Here is a 21,035-nt window from a genome sequence, read left to right as displayed (position 1 = left end):
AAATTACATTTAATTAACTTTGTGAAATGGTGAGAAACAATTGGTCAAAAGAAGAAACTATTATTGCTTTTAATGTGTATTGTAAAATACCATTTAAGAGTAGTAGTAAAACCAATCCAACCATTATAAAATATGCAAATATTATTGGTCGGTCTCCATCAGCATTGAATATGAAAGTTGGAAATTTTGGAAGACTTGACCCGGAATTAAAAAAACAAGGAATTACAGGTTTGGTAAATGGAAGCAAACTTGAAGAAGATGTTTGGAATGAATTTAATGGAAATTGGGAAAAGCTTGCTTTTGAAAGCGAAGAATTGATCGCTAAGTTTCAAAACAAAACCATTGAAGAAAATGAAGAAATAAATTTAGATGATTTACCCGAAGGAAAAGAACGGGAAACGATTGTAAAAACAAGAGTTAATCAGAACTTTTTCAGAAGTACAATACTTTCATCTTACAATTTAAAATGTTGCATAACAGGACTATCAATTCCTGATTTTTTGGTGGCAAGTCATATTAAACCTTGGGCAAAAGATAAAGAAAACAGAATTAATCCGCATAATGGTTTATGTCTTAATTCAATTCACGACAAAGCTTTCGATAAAGGATTTATTACTGTTACGCCTGAATACAAATTATTGGTCTCTGATTTTTTTATAGACTATTCAAAAGAACAAGCTGTTAACGATTTCTTTTTCAAATATCAAGACCACAAAATTGATTTGCCTGATAGGTTTTTGCCGTCAAAAGAATTTTTAGAATATCATTATAAGAATATTTTCATCAAATAATATAATCTACGGAATGCAACAAGCAGGCATAAAAATTCTTGCAGGAATTGATTTTGACGAAAGTTGCAAGGAAACTTACGAATCCAATATAAAAGGAGCTGAATTTATCCACGCTGATGTTTTTGAATTAAATGAAAAAGATTTAGAAAACAAACTTTCCCTAAAGAAAAACGATGATGAATTAGTCCTTATCGGGTGCAGTCCTTGTCAATTTTGGAGCATCATCAATACCGATAAAACAAAATCATCCGAATCTAAAAATCTTCTTATTGAATTCTCACGCTTTGTAAAACATTTTCGTCCTGGATATGTAGTTGTTGAAAACGTGCCAGGTGTTTTGAGAAGAAAAGAGGAAAGTGGGTTAGACGAGTTTATTGAATGGCTAAAAGCCAATGGTTATGAAAACCCTCATTTTAAAGTACACAATGTAAACAATTACGGTGTCCCCCAAAGCAGAAAGCGATTTACTTTAATAGCTACACGATTATCTGAAGACGAAATCAAACCTCTCGAAGTTGAGGAAAAAAAACTTGCCGTAAAAGATGTATTGGGTGAAGAAAACGGATTCCCGAAAATTGAACCGGGAAATAAAGACAAGACAGAATTCTATCATAGTGTTCCAAATATTAATGACATAAATAAAAAACGTCTCAAAAAAGTAAAAAAGGACGGTGGAAACAGGTTTGGTTTTGCAAACGACCCTGAATTACAGTTAGATTGTTTTATTGGCAGAGACGATTCATTTAAAGATACTTTCGGTCGCTTGTGGTGGAACAGGCCTTCGCCAACAATCACGACTAAATTTTTCAGCATTTCAAACGGACGCTTTGTACACCCGGAAGAAGATAGAGCCCTGTCCGTTAGGGAAGGAGCTACATTACAATCTTTTCCAAAAAATTATATATTCAAAACAACGAGTATCGCAAAAACGGCCCGAATGATTGGTAATGCCGTACCACCAAAATATGCGGAAGCGATTGGAAAAGCGATAATAAATTCAGGAGTTTAAGCCAATGCTAAAGTCATACACATTGCCAAGTCGTACCTACCGACCCACAGGCTAAGAGTTTGTCTTTGCCAACACCGAATGACAATCTAACCCTACAAAAATATCCTGCTAATTAAAACTCCAACCTTTATAAGTGCTCGACGCTTCTAATTGGTTTTCAATGGCATCATCCAATTCTGGAAAAAAGTCAATGCCCGTTAGGTTTTCAATAGTATCCACAGAAACCACAAACTCATATAGTGGTTTATCGGAATCTTCGTGTGGCATCAAAAAAGCTATCATTTTTGGCTTGCCGCTATTGTAATCAATCAACACTTTGTAAAATTGATTGGGTACTGAAACAGCCTCGTCACCAATGGTTTTCATTTCACCGTTTAAAACGCCACCCGTAATTACAAAAACGCCATCGTACTTGCTTGCCCAATAGCGTACTTTCTGCTCTAAAGTATTCCAAATACCCGCATTGAAATCGTGTTTTTGCGGACTAATATTACTGGTTAAAAACGTTTCGTCGTGCGCCGCTTTACTGTATTGTCTATCGCCCGCAGGACACAAATGTCCGCGGTCGTAACCCGAATTTTTATAGTTGCGCCAATGGGCTGCTCCGGTTTTTACAGCTTTGTCAATCTCAAAATAAGGGCGGATAAAATTCGAATTTGAAAGATGTGATTTCTTCAACTCGTAAGCCACCCATTCCGCTTGTTCGTGGGGTTCGCTATACGATAACGAATAGCCTTCGTGATGAACGATTTGCCCCGTGGTACTTGTTGGTAAAAAATAGGCGTTGGTATCGTTTTTAGCTGATTTACCTTCAGAAACTACCTCGGCTTTTTCTTCTTCATTTAAAAAATATTCATAGCCATAAACACCCAATAAAATTAAGATGGCTATGATGGAATATAATGTGCGCTTGTTCAAATTATTCTAAAACAATTTCCAATGGTTTACCAATGGCGCCGTTTGGGAAACTAATACCTAACAATGCCGACATGGTTGGTGCAATATCGGTGATTTCTGTTTTTTGCAATGTTTGCCCATGCTTAATCCCGTTTCCAAAAAACAATAGAGGCACATGGGTATCGTAATTCAAGCCGCTGCCGTGGGTTGAACCTGTTTTATGATAGGAAATAAAAGCGGGTTCTGGAACTATAATAACATCGCCCGAGCGTTTTTGGTTAAACCCTTTTTGCAATAAGGCTTCAATACCCTTGGTAAATTGTGTTGAGCGCATTGTAGTTGCGGTGTAAACCTTATCGATATGGTCGTAAGTAATAAGCTCGTTTACAATAGCGTTTTGCACATCAGTTAAATTCAATCCCAATGCTTTAATCTTTTCGCGGTTCAAGAAAATTTGATTGTTGCTTACGTTTTCAATTAAATTGGAATCTTTAAAAGTGGACTCCATAAAGGCTTCAAACTGTTTTTTAGTTTTTTTATTATCTAAATAACCTGCTGGAATTTTCACCGATTTTAAATAGGCAGGCACATCAATGGCGGCATGATCGGCGGTTAAAAACACGGTGTAATTTCCTTTACCAACCTGAGCATCTAAAGCATTAAACAAACGCTCTAAATCTTTATCCAATCGAATATAAGTGTCTTGAACCTCTTTAGAGTTTACCCCAAAATTATGCCCCACATAATCGGTACTTGAATAGCTTACGGCTAACACATCGGTATCGTTGTCTTGTCCTAATTGCTCGCCTTGTAAAGCTGCCAGGGCAAAATCGGTAGTTAAGCTGTTTCCATAAGCCGTAGCTTTTAATAAATCGTAACCTCCGTTTTCATCTTTTAAAACATCCAATTGATACGGAAACGTTGCGGTTTCCTTTCCTTTAAAGCCACCTTCGAAGGTATTTAAATCGCTACCGCTTTCGGTGTACGTGTTAATATCGTAAAGGGTATTCCATTCGGTTAAATATTTTGAAACCGATTTTTCAGCATTAAAATCCTTTACCCATTTTGGCAAATCATTCATATAAAACGTACTGGAAATCCAGTTGCCTTCATCTTTTCCTTGAAACCAATAAGCTGCATTTGCCGTATGTCCCGCAGGTAAAACCGCCCCTCTGTCTTTAATGGAAACTCCAATGGTTTTTCCGCGCATTTGCGTAAAAAGCCTATTCTCGTCTCCAAAAGTTGTGGTTTTCATGCGGTGCGGAGACATTTGCCCCGAGCTGGCCGAAGTTCCAACAGATTGCACCTCATCATCGCCAGCACAATACACACTTGTTTTAATTTCTTTATCGTACCAGTTATTGCCAATAATACCGTGATATTTGGGCGTTGTGCCCGTATAAACCGAAGCATGACCAGGTCCCGTGTAGGTTGGCACGTAATTGAAGTGATTGTTTTTACAGTTAAAACCCTCGTTAATCATGCGCATAAATCCGCCAGTTCCAAACTTGTTTTCAAAACGGGTTAAATAATCATAACGCATTTGGTCGACTACAATACCAACCACCAATTTAGGTTTTGCGCTAAGCGTTTCTGTTTTAGCTTGTTGCCTTTTTACTTGCGGTCTTTGGGCTTGGGAAATATTGAACAAAAAAATAATTAAAAGAAAAGGGACTGTGTTTTTTAGCATGATAAATTATTTATAAGCTCAAAAATACATATTTTAAAATATGATATTTTAAAATTAAGGTTAAATTCTATAACTTTTTTTACTTTAGCAGTTACAAAATTTTATATGACTTACCTTCATAATATTGGATTATATTTTTTGATGATTGTTGAGATGTTTCGCAAGCCAACTAAATGGTCTGTAATGAAAACATTGATCCTTAAGGATATTGACGATTTAATTATTGGATCACTCGGTATTATTGCTTTTATCTCGTTTTTTGTTGGTGGGGTAATTACCATTCAAACGGCATTGAATATAGACAATCCCTTAATTCCAAAATACTTGGTAGGTTTTGCTACTAGGCAATCTGTTATCTTAGAATTTGCACCAACTTTCACCTCTATTATTATGGCGGGTAAAGTAGGTTCGTTTATTACATCAAGCATAGGCACAATGCGTGTTACAGAGCAAATTGATGCCTTGGAGGTTATGGGAATAAATTCACTTAACTATTTGGTTTTCCCTAAAACAGTAGCTTTATTGCTGTACCCTTTTGCCATTGCCATTGGTATGTTTTTGGGCATTTTAGGCGGTATGGCCGCTTGTGTTTTTGGTGGCTACACCTCGTTGGCAGATTACATACTTGGGCTGCAAACAGATTTCGACACCTTTCATGTGGCCTATTCGTTTGTTAAAACTTTTATTTTTGCTTTTGTTTTGGCAACCATTCCGTCGTTTCATGGTTATTATATGAAAGGCGGCGCACTGGAAGTTGGTAAAGCGAGTACAACCTCGTTTGTATGGACTGCCGTAGTTATTATTTTATTGAATTATATATTAACGGATATGATGTTAGGACAATGATAGAAGTTAAAAATTTACATAAATCGTTTGGTGATGTTAAAGTTTTAAAAGGCATTAGCACCACTTTTGAAAAAGGCATAACCAATCTTATAATTGGGCAAAGTGGCTCGGGTAAAACGGTGTTTTTAAAGTGTTTATTAGGACTGTTTGATTACGAAGAAGGCACAATAGCTTATGGGGGCAAAATATTTTCTCAATTAACCGAAGACCAAAAACGTAATTTACGTGCCGAAATTGGCATGGTTTTTCAAGGCAGTGCTTTGTTTGATTCGATGACCATTGCACAGAACGTCATGTTTCCGTTACGCATGTTTACCAACCAGAGTAAAAGCGAAATGGAAGACCGTGTAGACTTTGTATTAAAACGCGTAAACCTTGATGGTGCACATAACAAAATGCCGAGTGAAGCTTCTGGTGGTATGCAAAAACGTGTTGCCATTGCTCGTGCTATTGTAAACAAGCCAAAATATTTGTTTTGCGACGAACCAAATTCTGGATTAGACCCTAAAACAGCCATTGTTATTGATAATTTAATCCAGGAGATTACAGACGAATACCAAATCATTACGGTTATCAATTCCCACGATATGAACTCAGTTATGGAAATTGGCGAAAAAATCGTGTTTTTAAAAGACGGCGTAAAAGCTTGGGAAGGCTCAAATAAAACCATTTTTAAAACCGATAACGAAGCCGTTACAAATTTTGTTTACTCTTCAGAATTGTTTAAAAAAGTGCGTAAAATGTATATTGAGGAGAACGAGTGATTCCAGTATTCCGTATTCCGTGTTCCGTGTTCCGTGTTCAAAATTAATTCACTCGTTTAACTTCCAATTTATTGGTATTCAATTTTAGTTTCAACCATTTTTCTAGTTTTTCCCGTTCTTTTGCCCTCACAGATTCATTGGTCAAAGAATCGATCCACTTTACTGAAAACACCGATAAGGTATCCGTTTTTTTAAAGTTGGTGTTTATAACCTTGGCATACGAAAACTCATCTATGTTTTCATAATTAATTTCCACTTCATTCGTTAAGCCTTCAAACGGAATATAATTTTGTTCATATTGAGAGAGCTGTTTTACTTTATTTTCTAAATACCTTATTTTTTCAGATTGGGATAATAAATCCAAAGAATCCCGTGTGCGGAGCTCTTCCATGTATTTAAAGTTGTCCAAACCTTGGCTTCTGCTCTGGTTAAACTTAAGCTTGGTATTATACTTGCTTAATGCCGGATACGATGCCATTCGGTTTTGTAAGACTGAAATGGTGCTTTCCGGAATTTCATCCAATCCAAAAGAATTCAACTCAATCACACTATTTTCAGCACCTCCGTATTTATACAAGGAGTTTTTCTTGATATATTCTGAATGCGGAAGCGCATCCAATTCCTTGTTTATAAATGCCTGTGCATCAACCTCAAAAGTACTTTCTTGATAGACGCTAAAAAAGGTAAAGCCAGCAGGAACCATAACTACTATGGCCAACAGCATCGCCATTCTTGAAATAAACCGACGCTTTTTTGAATTGGCGTATTTAAGCATAGGAAACCGCAACACTTTCAGCACCAAAAAGGTTGCCAAAGCAATAAATATTGTGTTGATGGTAAACAAGTACATAGCTCCGAAAAAGTACTCCCAATTGCCTTTTGCCAAACCGTAACCCGCAGTACACAATGGTGGCATTAATGCCGTGGCAATGGCAACGCCAAATATTACCGAGGCTATGGTGCCACGTTTGGTACGTGCAATAATAAGTGCCAAACCACCAAAAAAGGCTATTAAAACATCGCGAATGTCGGGTTGCACCCTACCTAAAAGCTCTGAAGTATCTTCGCTTAATGGGAAAAACCTAAAAAACAAAAATGCGGTTATTAAACTTAGCGCAATCATAATCGCCAAATTTATAAGCGACCTCTTTAGGGTATCAATATCGTTAATGGCAATAGAAAGTCCCACGCCTAAAATAGGCCCCATTAACGGCGAAATTAACATGGCACCAATTACCACAGCTGTCGAGTTGGCATTTAATCCAACCGATGCCACAAAAATGGAACAAATTAAAATCCAAGCCGTTGCGCCTTTAAACGAAATGTCGCCTTTTATGGCATTAACGGTAGCATCTCTATCGGTATCCTCACGAAAATCCAGTAGCTCGCTAAAAAAGGTATTAATGCTTTGCCATAGCCCTTTAGCATCTTTTCTAACCGCATCTTTAGATTGCTCTACGGCTTTCTCTTTGTTGTTTTCTTCCTCCGAAAAGTTAAATTTATTTTCTTCCATACGCTTTAAATTCCAAAATTGAAATTCCAAATTCTCTTTTTCAGAAAATAGAAATCAATATTACACGAATATATAAAAATTTCTAGGCTATTTATTTTAAAAAAACAAGAACAAATTTAAAACCGTATTTTTTAGCCCAAATGATTGCCAAATTTATGTTTTACTTTTTGAAGTACTTTTTTAATATCCTGCTCTTTCGATTTTGGATAAATGAGCAAAACCTCATCTTTATCAACTATAATGTAATCCTGTAAACCATCAACCACAACCACTTTATCATTTTTGGTGCGTATCATATTTCCCGAGGCTTCTTCGGTTAAAGTCCTGGAGTTTACAACGGCATTTCCTGCCTTGTCTTTATCTAATTTATCATACAAACTGCCCCAGGTTCCTAAATCGTTCCAATCAAATTCCGCCGCAATTACAAATACATTATTGGATTTTTCCATAATGGCATAATCAACCGAAATGTTTTCGGCTTTTTCGTAATTGATTCTAATAAAATCGTCTTCAGAATCAGTATTATAAGCGCTTATTCCACTTTCAAATAAGGCATATAACGCAGGTTGGTTGTTTTTAAATGCTTCAACAACGCTTTTAACGCTCCACATAAAAATACCGGCATTCCATAAAAAATTGCCCTGTGCAATAAAGGTTTTTGCGGTTTCGTAATCTGGTTTTTCCCTAAACTGATTTACCGTTTTTATCGCTTCCGCGGAAACCTTATCAAACTCAATATATCCATAGCCGGTATTGGGGAATGTTGGCGTGATGCCCAACGTCATTAATGCGTTATTTTCGGCACAATAATCGAAGGCCTGTTGTACGTTTTTAGCAAAAATATTTTCGTCCTCAATCCAATGATCGCTTGGTGCCACAATCATTACCGCGTCTGGGTTTTCTTTTTGGATTTTTAACGAAGCGTACAAAATACAAGGTGCCGTGTTTCGCATTGCCGGTTCTAAAACCACTTGGCGTTTTGTTACCTCTGGAAGCTGTTCGAAAACCAAATCGTTATAGCGTTCGTTTGTTAAAATGAAAATATTTTCCTTTGGAATTAAATGCGCTAAGCGATTAAATGTTTTTTGAATGAGCGTATCACCGGTGCCCAACATATCGTGAAATTGTTTGGGGAACGCTTCTGTACTTACGGGCCAAAATCTTGAGCCTACACCTCCAGCCATCAATATGGCATAATAATTTTTGTTCATTAAAATTTAGTTTTTATTTATGTGATTCCTGCCTTCGCAGAAATGATAATCAATTTAATAATTCTACCTCTGCATTCGGGTTGAAAAGATACAACTTTCCTGTTTTAAGCTCAACGCATTCATAGCGTTTTACACGTTTATTCCCTTTTTTAAATATTTTTCCGTTATACAATTTAAAGGCTTGTCCCAAAGGCACTTCAAATACATAGGTTTTATTATTTGGCGCGTCAAATTGCTTTAATGCCAAAGCTAATTTTACATCGGTATCGCTCGATGCTTTTGGGTTTTTAAAATGATTTGCCAAAAGGGGCAACAAGTCATTCGGGAAAATATCAGGATTTAAAAAGGGTAACATTAAATGCTGAAAACTACGTTTCCACTCCAAACCGTGTGGTTTAATAAATCTGCCATGTGTGTTGTAGGCTTCAAAATGGGCAATTTCGTGTAATAAGGTAATTAAAAATCGGTAGGCATTTAAATTGGAGTTTATTGTAATTTGATGCTTCCCGTTTGGCAATTGCTTATAATCGCCATGGCGGGTTTTACGCTCGTTTTTAATTTTTACCGTTAGATTATCGTGCTCCAAAAGTTTTATAACTTGCGGTATCGCCCCTTGTGGAATGTAATCTTTTAACTGATTTTGCATTATACGAAAATAGTTAAATCTTATGCAATTAATTTTATTGGTTTTCCTTTTTTCAAATGAATTTATCACATCCTTTCCGGAACCTCAATCCCTAAAACACGAAAGGCATTTTTAATGGTTAAAGCGACTTTGTTTGAAAGCTGCACCCTAAATAGTTTATCCAACGCATTATCTGCGCCTAAAATGGACACGTTTTGGTAGAACGAATTGAACGACTTTACCAACTCGTAGGTGTAATTGGCAACCAATGCCGGACTATGCTGTGTTGCGGCATTTTGGATTACTTCCGGAAATAACTGAAGTTGCTTTAAAAGCTCTTTTTCTTTGCTGTGCAAAGGTCTTTCAATAATATCGTTTTTTGGTTTTGAATAATCAAAATTTGCTTTTCTTATTATTGATTGAATTCTGGCATAGGTATATTGAATAAACGGCCCCGTATTGCCTTGAAAATCTATAGATTCCTTTGGGTCGAATAAAATACGCTTTTTAGGGTCTACCTTTAAAATGTAATATTTTAATGCGCCCAAACCAATGATTTTGTAAAGCTCTTGTTTCTCGGTTTCGGAATAGCCATCGAGTTTCCCCAATTCTTCTGAAATCTCGCCAGCAGTTTTTGCCATGTCATCGATTAAATCGTCGGCATCAACAACAGTGCCTTCCCTACTTTTCATTTTCCCCGAAGGTAAATCTACCATGCCGTAGCTTAAATGGTAGAGGTTTTTTGCCCAATCGAACCCTAGTTTTTTCAGAATTAAAAACAAGACTTGAAAATGGTAATCTTGCTCGTTACCAACGGTGTAAACCATACCGCCAACATCTGGAAAATCCTTAATACGTTGTATGGCCGTACCAATATCCTGCGTCATGTAAACCGCAGTACCATCAGCACGTTGCACTATTTTTTTATCTAAACCATCTTCGGTTAAATCACACCAAACCGAGCCATCCTCTTCTTCTTCAAAAACACCAGTTCTTAAACCTTCTTCAACAAATTCCTTACCCAATAAATAGGTGTTGCTTTCGTAGTACAAAGTATCAAAATCGACGCCTAAATTTTTATAGGTTACATCAAACCCATCATAAACCCAGCCGTTCATTTTTTTCCAAAGTGCAACGGTTTCTGCATCACCGGCTTCCCATTTTAACAGCATGTTTTGGGCTTCCAATAAAATTGGCGCATTCTTTTTTGCTTCCTCGGCACTTATGCCATTGGCTATTAGTTTTTCGACCTCTTTCTTATATTCTTGATCGAATTTTACATAGTAATTACCTACCAGTTTATCACCTTTTAAACCTGTGCTTTCTGGCGTTTCACCAATACCCAAACGTTTCCAAGCCAACATACTTTTACAAATATGGATGCCTCTATCGTTTATAATTTGTGTTTTATACACTTTTTTGCCCGATGCTTTTAAGATTTCGGCAACGCTGTAACCCAATAAATTGTTTCGTACGTGCCCTAAGTGCAACGGCTTGTTGGTGTTTGGCGAAGAATACTCAACCATTACCGCTTTTTCATCTTTATTTATAGCTGAAAATCCGTAAGTTTCATCTTCAAGAATAGCGTTAAAAAAACGCGTAAAATACACATCGCTAATTTCTATATTCAAAAAGCCTTTCACAACATTAAATGCTTTAACATTATCAACATGTTCAACCAAATAGTTACCAACGGTCTCACCAATTTGCACGGGGTTTCCTTTAATAAAACGCAGCATGGGAAAAATGACAACGGTAATATCGCCGGCAAATTCTTTTCTGGTGGCTTGAAATTCTACAGCATCAATTTCTAAACTATATGCTGTTTGTATGGCTTGTTTTACGTGCTTGGATAATATCTCCTGAAGGCTCATTTACTATAACTTTTTAAGTGAGCAAAGATAGGATATTTATTAATTTTTAAAGTTCAAAATAATTCCAATAAATAAAAAGTTTAATTACGTTTAGAGCAATTAAACCTATATCCAATTATTTATAACCTAAATTACTTTTTTCCTCCTACAAAATTTAATGCTATTGCAACCAAACCTAGGGCTATTGTAATATAAGAATTTGTATTGTCTTGTGCTTCTAAACTAAACCCGCCAATGCTTACAGATGCTTCAGGAGCAATTAACGTATAAATACCGTAACCAATTAGCACAATACCCACTATTAAAAGAATCATTTTTACACTTTTGTTCATACGCCCATTAGTTTAATTATCTAGTAATATAACAAAAAATTTAATCTTAAAATATAATTGGCAATTTAAATACCTTTGATAACACAAAAAACAAAGGATGCATTTCGTCGACAAACACACCGTTTTTCTATTTTTTTTGCCGTTAATCTATTCGTCGATTTTAACAATAATTTTCAGTGTTCTTTTTATCTGATTTTTTGGTATTAAAACGCAGAAATTAGCATTATGCATCTCTTTTTACAACTTTTGTTTTGTAAAGCTATTAAATTCAACATTAAAAGACAATTTAAAACAAATATTACAACTTAATAGAGTAATCTTTATTTCCCTCAAATAAGGCACCTTTATATCATTATCACTGCTTTGTTATTGGTGTAATTTAGATATTGTATGAGGAAAATAATTACGTTATTTTTATTTATGTCTGTCTGCTCTGGGTTTTCTCAATCCGAAGAGTTGGATAGTCTTTCCATACAATTGGCTTTCCAAAATCAAGACAGTTTAAAAGTTGACACTTCCCTTAAGCTTATAAAACTACTTTACGAAACAAACGATTTTGATCGCGCTATTAAATATATTATTGAAAGCGAAAAACTATCAAACCAACTTAACTACCATAAAGGTATTGCCGAAGTGGCATATTACAAAGCCTTAATTTATGCGAACAAAAACGATTATATAAATGCGGTTAACGGCTACAACAAATCGAAAGCGCTGTATCGGCAGTTAAACGATGTAGTTGGTGTTGCAAAAGTTAACAACAGTATTGGTTTACTGGAAATTAAACGCGGTAATTATGCCTTGGGCTTGCAATATGCACTATCGGCTATAGAAGAGCTGGAAAAACGAAACCTTACCAACGAGCTTAAACTGTCGTACAGCAATTTAGCCAAAGCGTATTACAACATTAATGCCGTAGACAAGGCCATTGAATACTGCCTTAAAGCGGCAGAAATACAGGAACAGTTAAATGACACGAAAGGTATTAACGAATCCAACAGTTATTTGGCTGAATTGTTTTCATCTAGAAAAGAACACAGAAAAGCTATTGAATATTACGAAAAAATACTAAATAGCAAGAATGCAAACAGCGATTCCATCCGAAGAATGGTCTACCCCAAATTAGGCGGCGAATACCTAAAATTCAATGATTTTGACAAAGCTGAAAAATATCTGGTAAAAGGTTATAATTTAAACTTCCGAAATAAAGATAAGTCCAGTTTTTTAACCGTACTAAACAATTTGGGAGAATTAAATTTACAACAGGGGCGGTTGGTTTTAGCCGAAAAACAACTAACGGAAGCGGGCGACATTGCCAAAGAGCTCAACAACAAAAAAGAACTGTTAAGGCATTATAAACTAATGAAGGTTCTGGACTCCATCAAAAAAAGATTTGATAGGGCTTTTGAGTGGCAACGCGAATACTATACATTAAAAAACGAGTTAAGCAAAAACAGTGCAAATGTTAACTTAAAAACCAATAACGTCGCCAAACTTGAATTGGATCCGGATTTTGATAGAGAAGAAACAAAATCCAAAAACGACATAAAACCCGAACCCACAAACAACGCTGTCGTTTCAGAGAGCAAACAAAAGTTCGATAGGTTTAAACTCATTTTTTATGCCTTATTGGCCGCATTAGCTATAGTATCCACTTTTTTAATATTAATTTATTTAAAACGAAATAGCAGAATAAAATACACCCAAGAACTTGAGGAAAAAAACATAAAAATCCAATTGCAAAACGAAGCTTTTCAAGAACAAACAAAGCATCTTGAAAACGTAAACAATGTAAAAGACAAACTATTCTCCATTGTATCGCACGATTTAAAAGATTCGCTATCCTCAATCAACGGCTTTATAGATTTACTAAAAGACGGCTCGCTATCCCGCGAAGAGTTCGATAATTTAATTCCAGAGTTAAGCGAAAACGCCAATAGCGCGTCCTTATTACTGTTCAATTTGCTAAATTGGTCTAAATCCCAAATGCATTCATTGGAGCCCAAACCAAGCTTGTTTGATGTGCAGGAGGTTTTTGAGGACAAAATTAAGCTCATCGAGCAACGCATGGAAAACAAAGGCATCACACTCGTAGACCGTTCCATGCGCGACTTTGCTTATGCCGATAGAAGCATGTTCGAAATTGTTGTCCAAAATTTGCTGGCAAATGCCCTAAAATTCAGTAATACCGGCGATACCATTACCATTTCAAACCGCATTAGCAATGGCAGTTGCATTATTAGCATTGCCGATACCGGCGTTGGTATTTCTAAACAAAACCTAGACAAGCTTTTTAAAAGCAACACCTTTACAACCTTGGGCACAAATAACGAAAAAGGAACAGGTTTAGGGCTTTCAATTTGTAAAGAGCTAATAGAACTCAACAATGGAAAAATTTGGGTAGAAAGCACCCCAGATGTTGGCAGCACATTTTATGTAAAATTACCAAAATCGAAACCAACAGCTTAAATTTAGCAAAGCAAACATTTTTAAGTATTTGGGCGTTACCCCACTTGTTCGCTGAGGCTCTCGAAGCGGCGTCGGGCTTTACATTACAATCTTTTTGTTCGTGCCTTACAAAAAGGATTTCCACTGCAATCCCTAACGCATCTCTTTGCCCAATTACTTTTTAGGCAAAAACACCTCGGCCATCATGCAACGGGCACTACCGCCACCACAAGCCTCAATAGTGTTTAAAGAACTCGACAATATTTTAGTATGCTTTTCCAACTTTTCAATTTGGGATTTTGTTAGCGAATCATAAGCCGATTGGCTCATTATTAAATATAACACATCGTCAGTTCCTTTTACCTGCAGCATATTACCCGCAAAATTGGCAACTTGCTCTTCGCTAATATCTACAATCTCTTTGCCGTTTTCCTTTAAGTGCTTAATGACGTTTTTACGTTCTTTTTTATCATCAATACTAGCTAAGCAAATTACGGCAAAAGTTTCACCCAAACACATCATAACATTGGTATGATAAATGGCCTTACGCTTATTATCAACGGTTTGGTATGCTGTAAAAATTACCGGTGTATATTCAAAATCCTCACAAAATTCTATTAACAAATCTTCATCGGCACGAGGCGATAGCGCACAATAGGCTTTACGGTTTGCACGGTCCAAAATCACGCTACCAGTGCCTTCAAGAAACACATTTTCTTCTTCGGCACTCGTATAATCCACTATGTGATTGATTACAAAACCTTCCTTTTCAAGCTCTGTTAAAACATCTTCGCGTCGTTCCAAACGCCTGTTTTCTGCAAACATGGGATATAGCCCTACGTTTCCATTTTCATGAAACGAGATCCAGTTGTTCGGAAAAATGGAGTCTGGTGTATCAAACTCTGCAGTATCGTTTACCACCACCACATGCACACCAATGCCTCTTAGTTTATCAACATAGGCATCAAACTCTTTTTGCGCTTTGGTATTAATAGTTTCGGGCAAAACACCATCAATGGGTTCTTGATAATAATTGTTTACAGCCGTTTGCTCGTTCATCCTAAAATTTATAGGACGAATCATTAATATGGTATTTGTGGTTTGTTGCATTTGCTTAGTCATTTTCGTTGTAAAAGTATAACTATTTTACATTATAGTATACCATTTGAATAATATTTAAGCCACCAAAAAAACTGGATTTTGTCAGAAAAAAAACGACACCTTCGTTTAACAACCGATAAAGTTCATTAAAACGGAACTTTATCTTTGCATTACAGGTCATTAAAAAAACACTAAATTACATCAGAGCAATTAGTATTTCTTATTCGTATCTCTTTTTTCTTAAGGTAAGAACAAAGAAAAAATAGAACTTAATAAAGCGGTGAAAACCCTGCTATAGAGCATGTATCAATAAAATGGTTAACGATTTATCTGTTTGCCTATTGCACGGACAATTCGCAGCAAATGCTCTTTGCTTTCTAAGTGACTGGTATGCTTCCAATTTGCCATGAAAACTATGGCGATTTCGTTCTTGTAATCCGCAAAAATAAACTGGCCAAATGAACCTATCGTATGCATCAACCCATCGTCTCGCAGCATCCAGACTTGATTTCTGTAATCCTCTTGTTGTCCAAGTACAAAATAAGGCGATAGGGGCTCTGTAGGTGGTTGGTCAAAAGTTGATTCAAAATAACCCTCAGGGATTACCCTCTTACCTTTAAAACTGCCTCTATTTAACATCATTTGGCCAAATCTAGCAGCATCCCTTAATGTTATTGCCATACCCCAGCTAGCGCCTGCATTGCCGTCTTCATCAATTGAAACAGCTGCATCATAACGGGCTTGTAAGGGGCGCCAGAAATTTTCTTCTATCAACTGGGCATATTGCTTACCTGTGACCTGTTCAGCAACCATAGCCAAGACCTGAGTATTCATATCATTATATGAAAATTTGTTGCCCGCAACGAAAGATGGTTTTTGAAACTGCTGAATAAATGACAAAGTTGAACGATGTTCAACACCTAGCGCCTTTGGCTTTAGGCCCATATGAACTTCACTCATAAAGCCAAAATCATATGCGTTGTGGTAACTACCAAAGTTAGGAAAACCCACTTCCATATCAAGTATATTTTGCAGCGTAGAACCTTTAAAAACATCGGCATTCAAGTCAGGTAAATATTCAATCACATTAGCGCCTAAATCTAATAAGCCCTCGCTTGCTAACTTATGGATTAACATACCGGTGAACGTTTTTGAACTAGATTGTAAAATTTGAATATCATGTTTTTGCATGCCTTGGTCGTAGGTTTCAAAAACTAATTTTCCCGCATGCATTACAGCAAAACCTTTCATTTGTATTGACTTCAGAAGGTCTGGCAATAGAACATCTTTTTCTGTATCAACAGAAACTTTTAACTCCATGAGATTGAATGGATCATTTTTTATTTCTTCAAGTGCTGCTGCTTCAGGGTCAGCATGGATGGTAGCCATTGGTATAAACTCTCGTGGGTGATGACTTGCATAACGACTATAAGGCCAATACTGCCAATTAAGGAGATTAATATCACTTCGCTCGAACGGCATATCAAATGGATTGTTGCGTATCTCATCAAGCTTTTCATTAATACTTTTTGCTTCACTATATTGGGCGCTGGTTTGTGAGCTGAGAAATGAAAAGCAGAACATAATTAACAGTTGAATTGCTTGATAGCTGGCTTTCGAGTTTATTGTCATTTTTATTTTTATTAAAGATAGCGAAACTATATGGCATTAATTGTCTACCTTATGATAAAAAAGAATAACGTCCTGTAACACAACCTATAAACAATACGAGCTTCGTGCTAAATCGAAAGGTTTGTGTATTTTTATGAAGACCGCAAAATCTTTTGTCACGAACCGTCGGGATTGCTTTAGAACAAAAAAAAGAATAAATAAAACACAAAGATTTTGCTATGTGCGTGGCGGAAAACAAACGCTAGTTTGCCCCCTTACTGTTCAAAGCTCAAGCGTTAAACGAACATTTCAAAAATTCAATCCCGAATTAAAGGCAATGTAGAGCATCGCAGTAGACCTTCCTGTTTTGCTATTTCGGCATAGGGGACTTCTTCAACCGTAAACCCTTGTTGGCGCAACCAGGTATTTAATCGGGTAAAGTTTTGTTCGGAAATAATAACCTTTTCAGAAATTGAAAACACGTTACTGTTCATGTGGTACATTTCGTCTTTGGTAATTTCAAACACATTTTCTTTTCCGAAAAAATTCAATAACCATTCGTATTCGCTTTCTACTAAAAACCCGTTTTTATGTAAAATGGCTTTATTGGTTCCAATGGGCTGAAAACAGCAATCTAAATGCAATGCGTTTTCTTTGGGATTGGTATTTGATTTTCTGAGTTCGAAAGACTTCACCATCTTGTTTGGAAACAATTCTTGTATCGTCGTTACAGCATCCGTATTGGTGCGGGCCGTGATATAATCCGGGTAATCGGCACCCGAATACGTGCCTATAAAAATATAGTCGTTCCAAGGCATAACATCGCCACCTTCCACATGGCATGCTTCGGGTAAAATGATTCTGTTTTTTTCCGGAACTTGATCCCAGATATAATCAATGGCGTGTACTTCCTCTTCCCGATTTGGAAGAATATTGGCGCGTATCATTTTATCTTCAATAACAAAGGCGATATCGCGCGAGAATATTTGATTGCAGTTTTTTATGACTTTTGGTCGGTATACCTGTACGTCGTATTTTTTAAAAACGGCAGCTACAGCTTCCATTTCCTTAAGCATATCAGCTTCCTTGGGATAGGTGCCCGCCAAAACATGCTCGATGCTTTTAGGGTCGTAACAATCCTCAACTTTAGGTGTTGGCCCGTTGCTTTCTGCCGTTCCTAAAACAACGGCGTGCAATCGAGAGGTTTCATTTTTAATATTCAGTTTCAACATGATGCAAACGTAAAAAATATATTCTTTTTTTTCGATATTCCCATCAAAAATATTATTCTATTATCTATTCTTCAAAAAAAACAAAAAAGCTCCATAAAAAATTATGAAGCTTTAATGTAATAAAATATGTGTATCTATCTGTTATCAATAGTTTTAAAAGGCCTGTGCGTTTCGCCAATATACAATTGCCTTGGCCTGCCAATGGGCTCTTTTCTCAATCGCATTTCGCGCCATTGTGCAATCCAACCCGGTAAACGTCCCATGGCAAACATAACCGTAAACATTTCTACTGGAATGCCCATAGCCCTATAAATAATACCGGAGTAAAAATCGACGTTTGGATACAGCTTTCTCTCCACAAAATACGGATCTTCCAAGGCTTCTTTGGCTAAACCTTTGGCGATGTCCAAAATTGGATCGTCTATTCCCAAATCGGCTAAAACTTCGTTGGCCGCTTGTTTAATTATAAGTGCTCTTGGGTCAAAATTTTTGTAAACCCTGTGCCCAAAGCCCATTAAACGGAAAGGGTCGTTTTTATCTTTGGCTTTCGCCATGTATTTTTTAGTATCTCCACCATCTGCCCTTATGGCTTCAAGCATTTCTAAAACGGCTTGGTTTGCACCGCCATGAAGTGGTCCCCATAGTGCCGAAATACCAGAGGCCAGCGACACAAATAAACCTACATGGGATGACCCTGCAATCCTTACGGTTGAGGTTGAACAGTTTTGCTCATGATCGGCATGTAAAATTAAAAGTTTGTCTAATGCGTTAACCAAAATTGGGTTTTGTTCGTAGTCATCACTTGGGCTTTTAAACATCATCTTCAATAAATTCTCTACGTAGCCCAATTTATTGCTCCCATAATCTAAAGGCAAGCCATTTTTTTTACGTAAAGTCCAAGCCACCAATACCGGGAATTTCGCCATTATCCTAACGATAGCATTGTACATTTGTTCTTCTGAATTTACATCTACAGAAGATGGGTAAAATGCTGTAAGTGCACTGGTTAACGAAGACAAAACACCCATGGGGTGTGCCGATTTTGGAAATGCATCTAAAATCTTTTTAATATCATCATCGACAACAGAATGCGACCTAATATCGTTTCTAAACTTATCCAATTGCTCTTTTGTTGGCAATTCTCCAAATATCAAAAGATACGATACTTCTAAAAAGCTTGCTTTTTCGGCCAATTCTTCAATGGCATATCCTCTATATCTTAAAATGCCTTTTTCGCCATCTAGAAAGGTAATTGCGCTTTCACAACTTCCTGTATTTTTATAACCCGGATCTAATGTGATTACTCCACCCGTTGTATTTCGTAATGTTTCAATATCTATTGCAACTTCATTTTCTGTTCCAATAACAATTGGGAATTCGTGTTTATTACCGTTAATTTCTAACGTAGCTTTATCTGACATATAGTAAATTTTTCTTATTGAATTGTAATCGAAACCGACTCCACGAATTTACAAAATATCTCCTTATTTTTAAAGCTTATTGCAAACGATTTCGCTGATATGGGAATTATTAAAATTGATGGCAACAAAAAAAGGGCGGTTATTAAAAATAATAACCGCCCTTTTAAAATATTTAAATTGTATTTATTTTATTTTAAAAGCCTTTTCTTGAGGAAAATACGCAACTTCGCCCAACTCTTCTTCTATACGAAGTAATTGATTGTATTTTGCCATACGATCGCTACGCGATGCCGAACCTGTTTTAATTTGCCCCGTATTTAAAGCTACGGCCAAATCTGCAATGGTATTATCTTCAGTCTCTCCAGAACGGTGGGACATTACCGAAGTGTAACCTGCATTATGGGCCATATTAACGGCTGCAATGGTTTCGGTTAAAGTACCAATTTGGTTTACCTTAATAAGGATTGAATTGGCTATGCCTTCATTTATACCTCTTGATAAACGCTCTACGTTGGTTACAAATAAATCGTCGCCTACCAATTGCACTGTATCTCCAACCAAATCGGTTAAGTGTTTCCAGCCATCCCAATCGTTTTCGTCCATACCATCTTCAATTGAGATGATTGGGTATTTAGAAGCTAATTCAGCTAAGTATTCAGCTTGTTCTTTTGATGTTCTTACAACACCCGAATCGCCTTCAAACTTTTTATAATCGTATTGTCCGTTTTCGTAAAACTCAGCAGCGGCACAATCTAAAGCGATTTTTACTTCGTCTCCAAATTTATAACCCGCGTTTTCAACCGCTTTTGCGATTGTATCCAAAGCATCTTCAGTCCCTCCCGGTAAGTTTGGTGCAAATCCACCTTCATCGCCTACGGCCGTACTTAAATTTCTGTCGTGCAATACTTTTTTAAGGTTATGGAAAATCTCGGTTCCCATTTGCATCGCATGTGAAAAGCTTTTAGCTTTTACCGGCATAATCATAAACTCTTGAAATGCAATGGGTGCATCACTATGCGATCCACCGTTAATGATATTCATCATTGGCAAAGGCAAGGTGTTTGCAGAAACCCCGCCCACATAACGATACAAAGGCATATTCAATTCGTTGGCAGCAGCTTTTGCAACCGCCAAAGACACGCCTAAAATAGCATTAGCGCCTAATTTAGATTTGTTTGGTGTACCATCTAAATCAATCATTATTTTATCAATAAGGTTTTGCTCAAAAACCGAAACCCCTATAAGCTCTTCAGCAATACTGGTATTCACGTTTTCAACCGCTTTTAAAACACCTTTACCCATATAAGTATTTCCGCCATCACGTAACTCAACTGCTTCGTGCTCTCCGGTTGATGCGCCTGAAGGTACGGCAGCTCTACCTAATATGTTATTTTCTGTTACTACATCAACTTCTACTGTTGGATTTCCTCTAGAATCTAGAATTTGTCTTGCGTGGATATTAATTATTATACTCATAATTGGTTTACTTTTAATCGTTTAACTATTTCAAATTTACGTTTAAATATCGTCTTATTTTAGATGTTTTTGAAGAATTTCACAAAATTACATCTATAACGTTTTAGTGGATTCCCGTATTTACGGGAAAGGCTCCCGATGCTTCGGGACAAATGAAACCGCGATGTTAAACATCGGGGAATTCACTTATAATA

17 protein-coding genes are annotated in these 21,035 nt (G+C 36.6%); 5 read left to right on the top strand and 12 right to left on the bottom strand.

The window, feature by feature from the left end:
- Positions 1–26: 26 nt before the first annotated feature.
- Together RNZ47_RS09625 and RNZ47_RS09620 are read left to right on the top strand one after the other, a co-directional pair.
- Positions 27–791, top strand: coding sequence for an HNH endonuclease (locus tag RNZ47_RS09625; RefSeq protein ID WP_311939318.1), 765 nt, complete (start codon positions 27–29; stop codon positions 789–791).
- Positions 763–1,800: a DNA cytosine methyltransferase gene (locus RNZ47_RS09620; RefSeq protein WP_311940564.1), complete on the top strand. Its 1,038-nt coding sequence runs from the start codon at positions 763–765 to the stop codon at positions 1,798–1,800. The genes RNZ47_RS09625 and RNZ47_RS09620 overlap by 29 nt, the downstream gene beginning before the upstream one ends.
- 108 nt (positions 1,801–1,908) lie before the next feature.
- Here RNZ47_RS09620 and RNZ47_RS09615 read toward each other — a convergent pair whose 3' ends face one another.
- On the bottom strand, positions 1,909–2,718 hold the full coding sequence (locus RNZ47_RS09615) for a DNA/RNA non-specific endonuclease (protein WP_311939315.1): 810 nt from the start codon (positions 2,716–2,718) through the stop codon (positions 1,909–1,911).
- 1 nt (position 2,719) lies between these two features.
- Entirely contained in the window at positions 2,720–4,387 is a 1,668-nt protein-coding gene (gene pafA, locus RNZ47_RS09610; RefSeq protein WP_311939312.1) for an alkaline phosphatase PafA, read from the bottom strand.
- A 105-nt stretch (positions 4,388–4,492) separates the two neighbouring features.
- Here pafA and RNZ47_RS09605 point away from each other — a divergent pair, with 105 nt between their 5' ends.
- Together RNZ47_RS09605 and RNZ47_RS09600 are read left to right on the top strand one after the other, a co-directional pair.
- Entirely contained in the window at positions 4,493–5,233 is a 741-nt protein-coding gene (locus tag RNZ47_RS09605) for an MlaE family ABC transporter permease (protein WP_311939310.1), read from the top strand.
- Entirely contained in the window at positions 5,230–5,997 is a 768-nt protein-coding gene (locus RNZ47_RS09600; protein WP_311939307.1) for an ABC transporter ATP-binding protein, read from the top strand. Before RNZ47_RS09605 ends, RNZ47_RS09600 begins: the two co-directional genes overlap by 4 nt.
- Before the next feature lie 43 nt (positions 5,998–6,040).
- Here the strand turns inward: RNZ47_RS09600 and RNZ47_RS09595 are convergent, their stop codons facing one another.
- The 5 genes from RNZ47_RS09595 to RNZ47_RS09575 all read right to left on the bottom strand — a co-directional run bounded on the left by RNZ47_RS09595 (position 6,041) and on the right by RNZ47_RS09575 (position 11,552).
- On the bottom strand, positions 6,041–7,510 hold the full coding sequence (locus tag RNZ47_RS09595) for a TIGR00341 family protein (RefSeq protein WP_311940561.1): 1,470 nt from the start codon (positions 7,508–7,510) through the stop codon (positions 6,041–6,043).
- Positions 7,511–7,641: 131 nt separating this feature from the next.
- The gene (locus RNZ47_RS09590; RefSeq protein ID WP_311939305.1) at positions 7,642–8,721 is read right to left on the bottom strand and encodes a mannose-1-phosphate guanylyltransferase; all 1,080 of its coding nucleotides are present in this window, start codon (positions 8,719–8,721) and stop codon (positions 7,642–7,644) included.
- Positions 8,722–8,770: 49 nt separating this feature from the next.
- Positions 8,771–9,367, bottom strand: coding sequence for a SprT-like domain-containing protein (locus RNZ47_RS09585; RefSeq protein ID WP_311939302.1), 597 nt, complete (start codon positions 9,365–9,367; stop codon positions 8,771–8,773).
- A gap of 65 nt (positions 9,368–9,432) precedes the next feature.
- Positions 9,433–11,220: an arginine--tRNA ligase gene (gene argS / locus RNZ47_RS09580; RefSeq protein WP_311939297.1), complete on the bottom strand. Its 1,788-nt coding sequence runs from the start codon at positions 11,218–11,220 to the stop codon at positions 9,433–9,435.
- A 131-nt stretch (positions 11,221–11,351) separates the two neighbouring features.
- Positions 11,352–11,552: a hypothetical protein gene (locus RNZ47_RS09575; RefSeq protein ID WP_311939295.1), complete on the bottom strand. Its 201-nt coding sequence runs from the start codon at positions 11,550–11,552 to the stop codon at positions 11,352–11,354.
- A gap of 390 nt (positions 11,553–11,942) precedes the next feature.
- Here RNZ47_RS09575 and RNZ47_RS09570 point away from each other — a divergent pair, with 390 nt between their 5' ends.
- A complete protein-coding gene (locus tag RNZ47_RS09570; protein WP_311939293.1) occupies positions 11,943–14,021 on the top strand; it encodes a tetratricopeptide repeat-containing sensor histidine kinase in 2,079 nt (692 codons plus the stop codon).
- A gap of 153 nt (positions 14,022–14,174) precedes the next feature.
- On the opposite strand, the gene ctlX is transcribed toward RNZ47_RS09570, so the two are convergent.
- The 5 genes from ctlX to eno form a co-directional block, all read right to left on the bottom strand.
- Positions 14,175–15,110, bottom strand: a complete 936-nt coding sequence (ctlX, locus tag RNZ47_RS09565; protein WP_311939291.1) for a citrulline utilization hydrolase CtlX — start codon at positions 15,108–15,110, stop codon at positions 14,175–14,177.
- 309 nt (positions 15,111–15,419) lie between these two features.
- Positions 15,420–16,733 (bottom strand): serine hydrolase domain-containing protein, encoded by a 1,314-nt coding sequence (locus RNZ47_RS09560; RefSeq protein WP_311939288.1) that lies wholly within the window; start codon positions 16,731–16,733, stop codon positions 15,420–15,422.
- Positions 16,734–17,029: 296 nt separating this feature from the next.
- Positions 17,030–17,944, bottom strand: coding sequence for a dimethylarginine dimethylaminohydrolase family protein (locus RNZ47_RS09555; RefSeq protein ID WP_311939286.1), 915 nt, complete (start codon positions 17,942–17,944; stop codon positions 17,030–17,032).
- Between the two features lie 134 nt (positions 17,945–18,078).
- Positions 18,079–19,365, bottom strand: coding sequence for a citrate synthase (locus RNZ47_RS09550; protein ID WP_311939283.1), 1,287 nt, complete (start codon positions 19,363–19,365; stop codon positions 18,079–18,081).
- 183 nt (positions 19,366–19,548) lie between these two features.
- Complete coding sequence (gene eno, locus RNZ47_RS09545; protein WP_311939280.1) at positions 19,549–20,841, bottom strand: phosphopyruvate hydratase; 1,293 nt, start codon at positions 20,839–20,841, stop codon at positions 19,549–19,551.
- Positions 20,842–21,035 lie beyond the last annotated feature (194 nt).

The sequence above is a fragment of the Hwangdonia seohaensis genome (genome assembly GCF_031932625.1).
Taxonomy (GTDB): Bacteria; Bacteroidota; Bacteroidia; order Flavobacteriales; family Flavobacteriaceae; genus Hwangdonia; species Hwangdonia seohaensis.
Note: the sequence above shows the minus strand (reverse complement) of the source record. Positions and strands in the feature narration are given on the sequence as shown.

What these genes read in the sequence shown, in the direction of transcription:
- RNZ47_RS09625 (WP_311939318.1), top strand. Translation starts at nt 27, where the DNA reads ATGGTGAGAAACAATTGGTCAAAAGAAGAAACTATTATTGCTTTTAAT.
- pafA (WP_311939312.1), bottom strand. Translation starts at nt 4,387, where the DNA reads ATGCTAAAAAACACAGTCCCTTTTCTTTTAATTATTTTTTTGTTCAAT.
- RNZ47_RS09605 (WP_311939310.1), top strand. Translation starts at nt 4,493, where the DNA reads ATGACTTACCTTCATAATATTGGATTATATTTTTTGATGATTGTTGAG.
- RNZ47_RS09600 (WP_311939307.1), top strand. Translation starts at nt 5,230, where the DNA reads ATGATAGAAGTTAAAAATTTACATAAATCGTTTGGTGATGTTAAAGTT.
- RNZ47_RS09595 (WP_311940561.1), bottom strand. Translation starts at nt 7,510, where the DNA reads ATGGAAGAAAATAAATTTAACTTTTCGGAGGAAGAAAACAACAAAGAG.
- RNZ47_RS09590 (WP_311939305.1), bottom strand. Translation starts at nt 8,721, where the DNA reads ATGAACAAAAATTATTATGCCATATTGATGGCTGGAGGTGTAGGCTCA.
- RNZ47_RS09585 (WP_311939302.1), bottom strand. Translation starts at nt 9,367, where the DNA reads ATGCAAAATCAGTTAAAAGATTACATTCCACAAGGGGCGATACCGCAA.
- argS (WP_311939297.1), bottom strand. Translation starts at nt 11,220, where the DNA reads ATGAGCCTTCAGGAGATATTATCCAAGCACGTAAAACAAGCCATACAA.
- RNZ47_RS09575 (WP_311939295.1), bottom strand. Translation starts at nt 11,552, where the DNA reads ATGAACAAAAGTGTAAAAATGATTCTTTTAATAGTGGGTATTGTGCTA.
- RNZ47_RS09570 (WP_311939293.1), top strand. Translation starts at nt 11,943, where the DNA reads ATGAGGAAAATAATTACGTTATTTTTATTTATGTCTGTCTGCTCTGGG.
- ctlX (WP_311939291.1), bottom strand. Translation starts at nt 15,110, where the DNA reads ATGCAACAAACCACAAATACCATATTAATGATTCGTCCTATAAATTTT.
- RNZ47_RS09560 (WP_311939288.1), bottom strand. Translation starts at nt 16,733, where the DNA reads ATGACAATAAACTCGAAAGCCAGCTATCAAGCAATTCAACTGTTAATT.
- RNZ47_RS09555 (WP_311939286.1), bottom strand. Translation starts at nt 17,944, where the DNA reads ATGTTGAAACTGAATATTAAAAATGAAACCTCTCGATTGCACGCCGTT.
- RNZ47_RS09550 (WP_311939283.1), bottom strand. Translation starts at nt 19,365, where the DNA reads ATGTCAGATAAAGCTACGTTAGAAATTAACGGTAATAAACACGAATTC.
- eno (WP_311939280.1), bottom strand. Translation starts at nt 20,841, where the DNA reads ATGAGTATAATAATTAATATCCACGCAAGACAAATTCTAGATTCTAGA.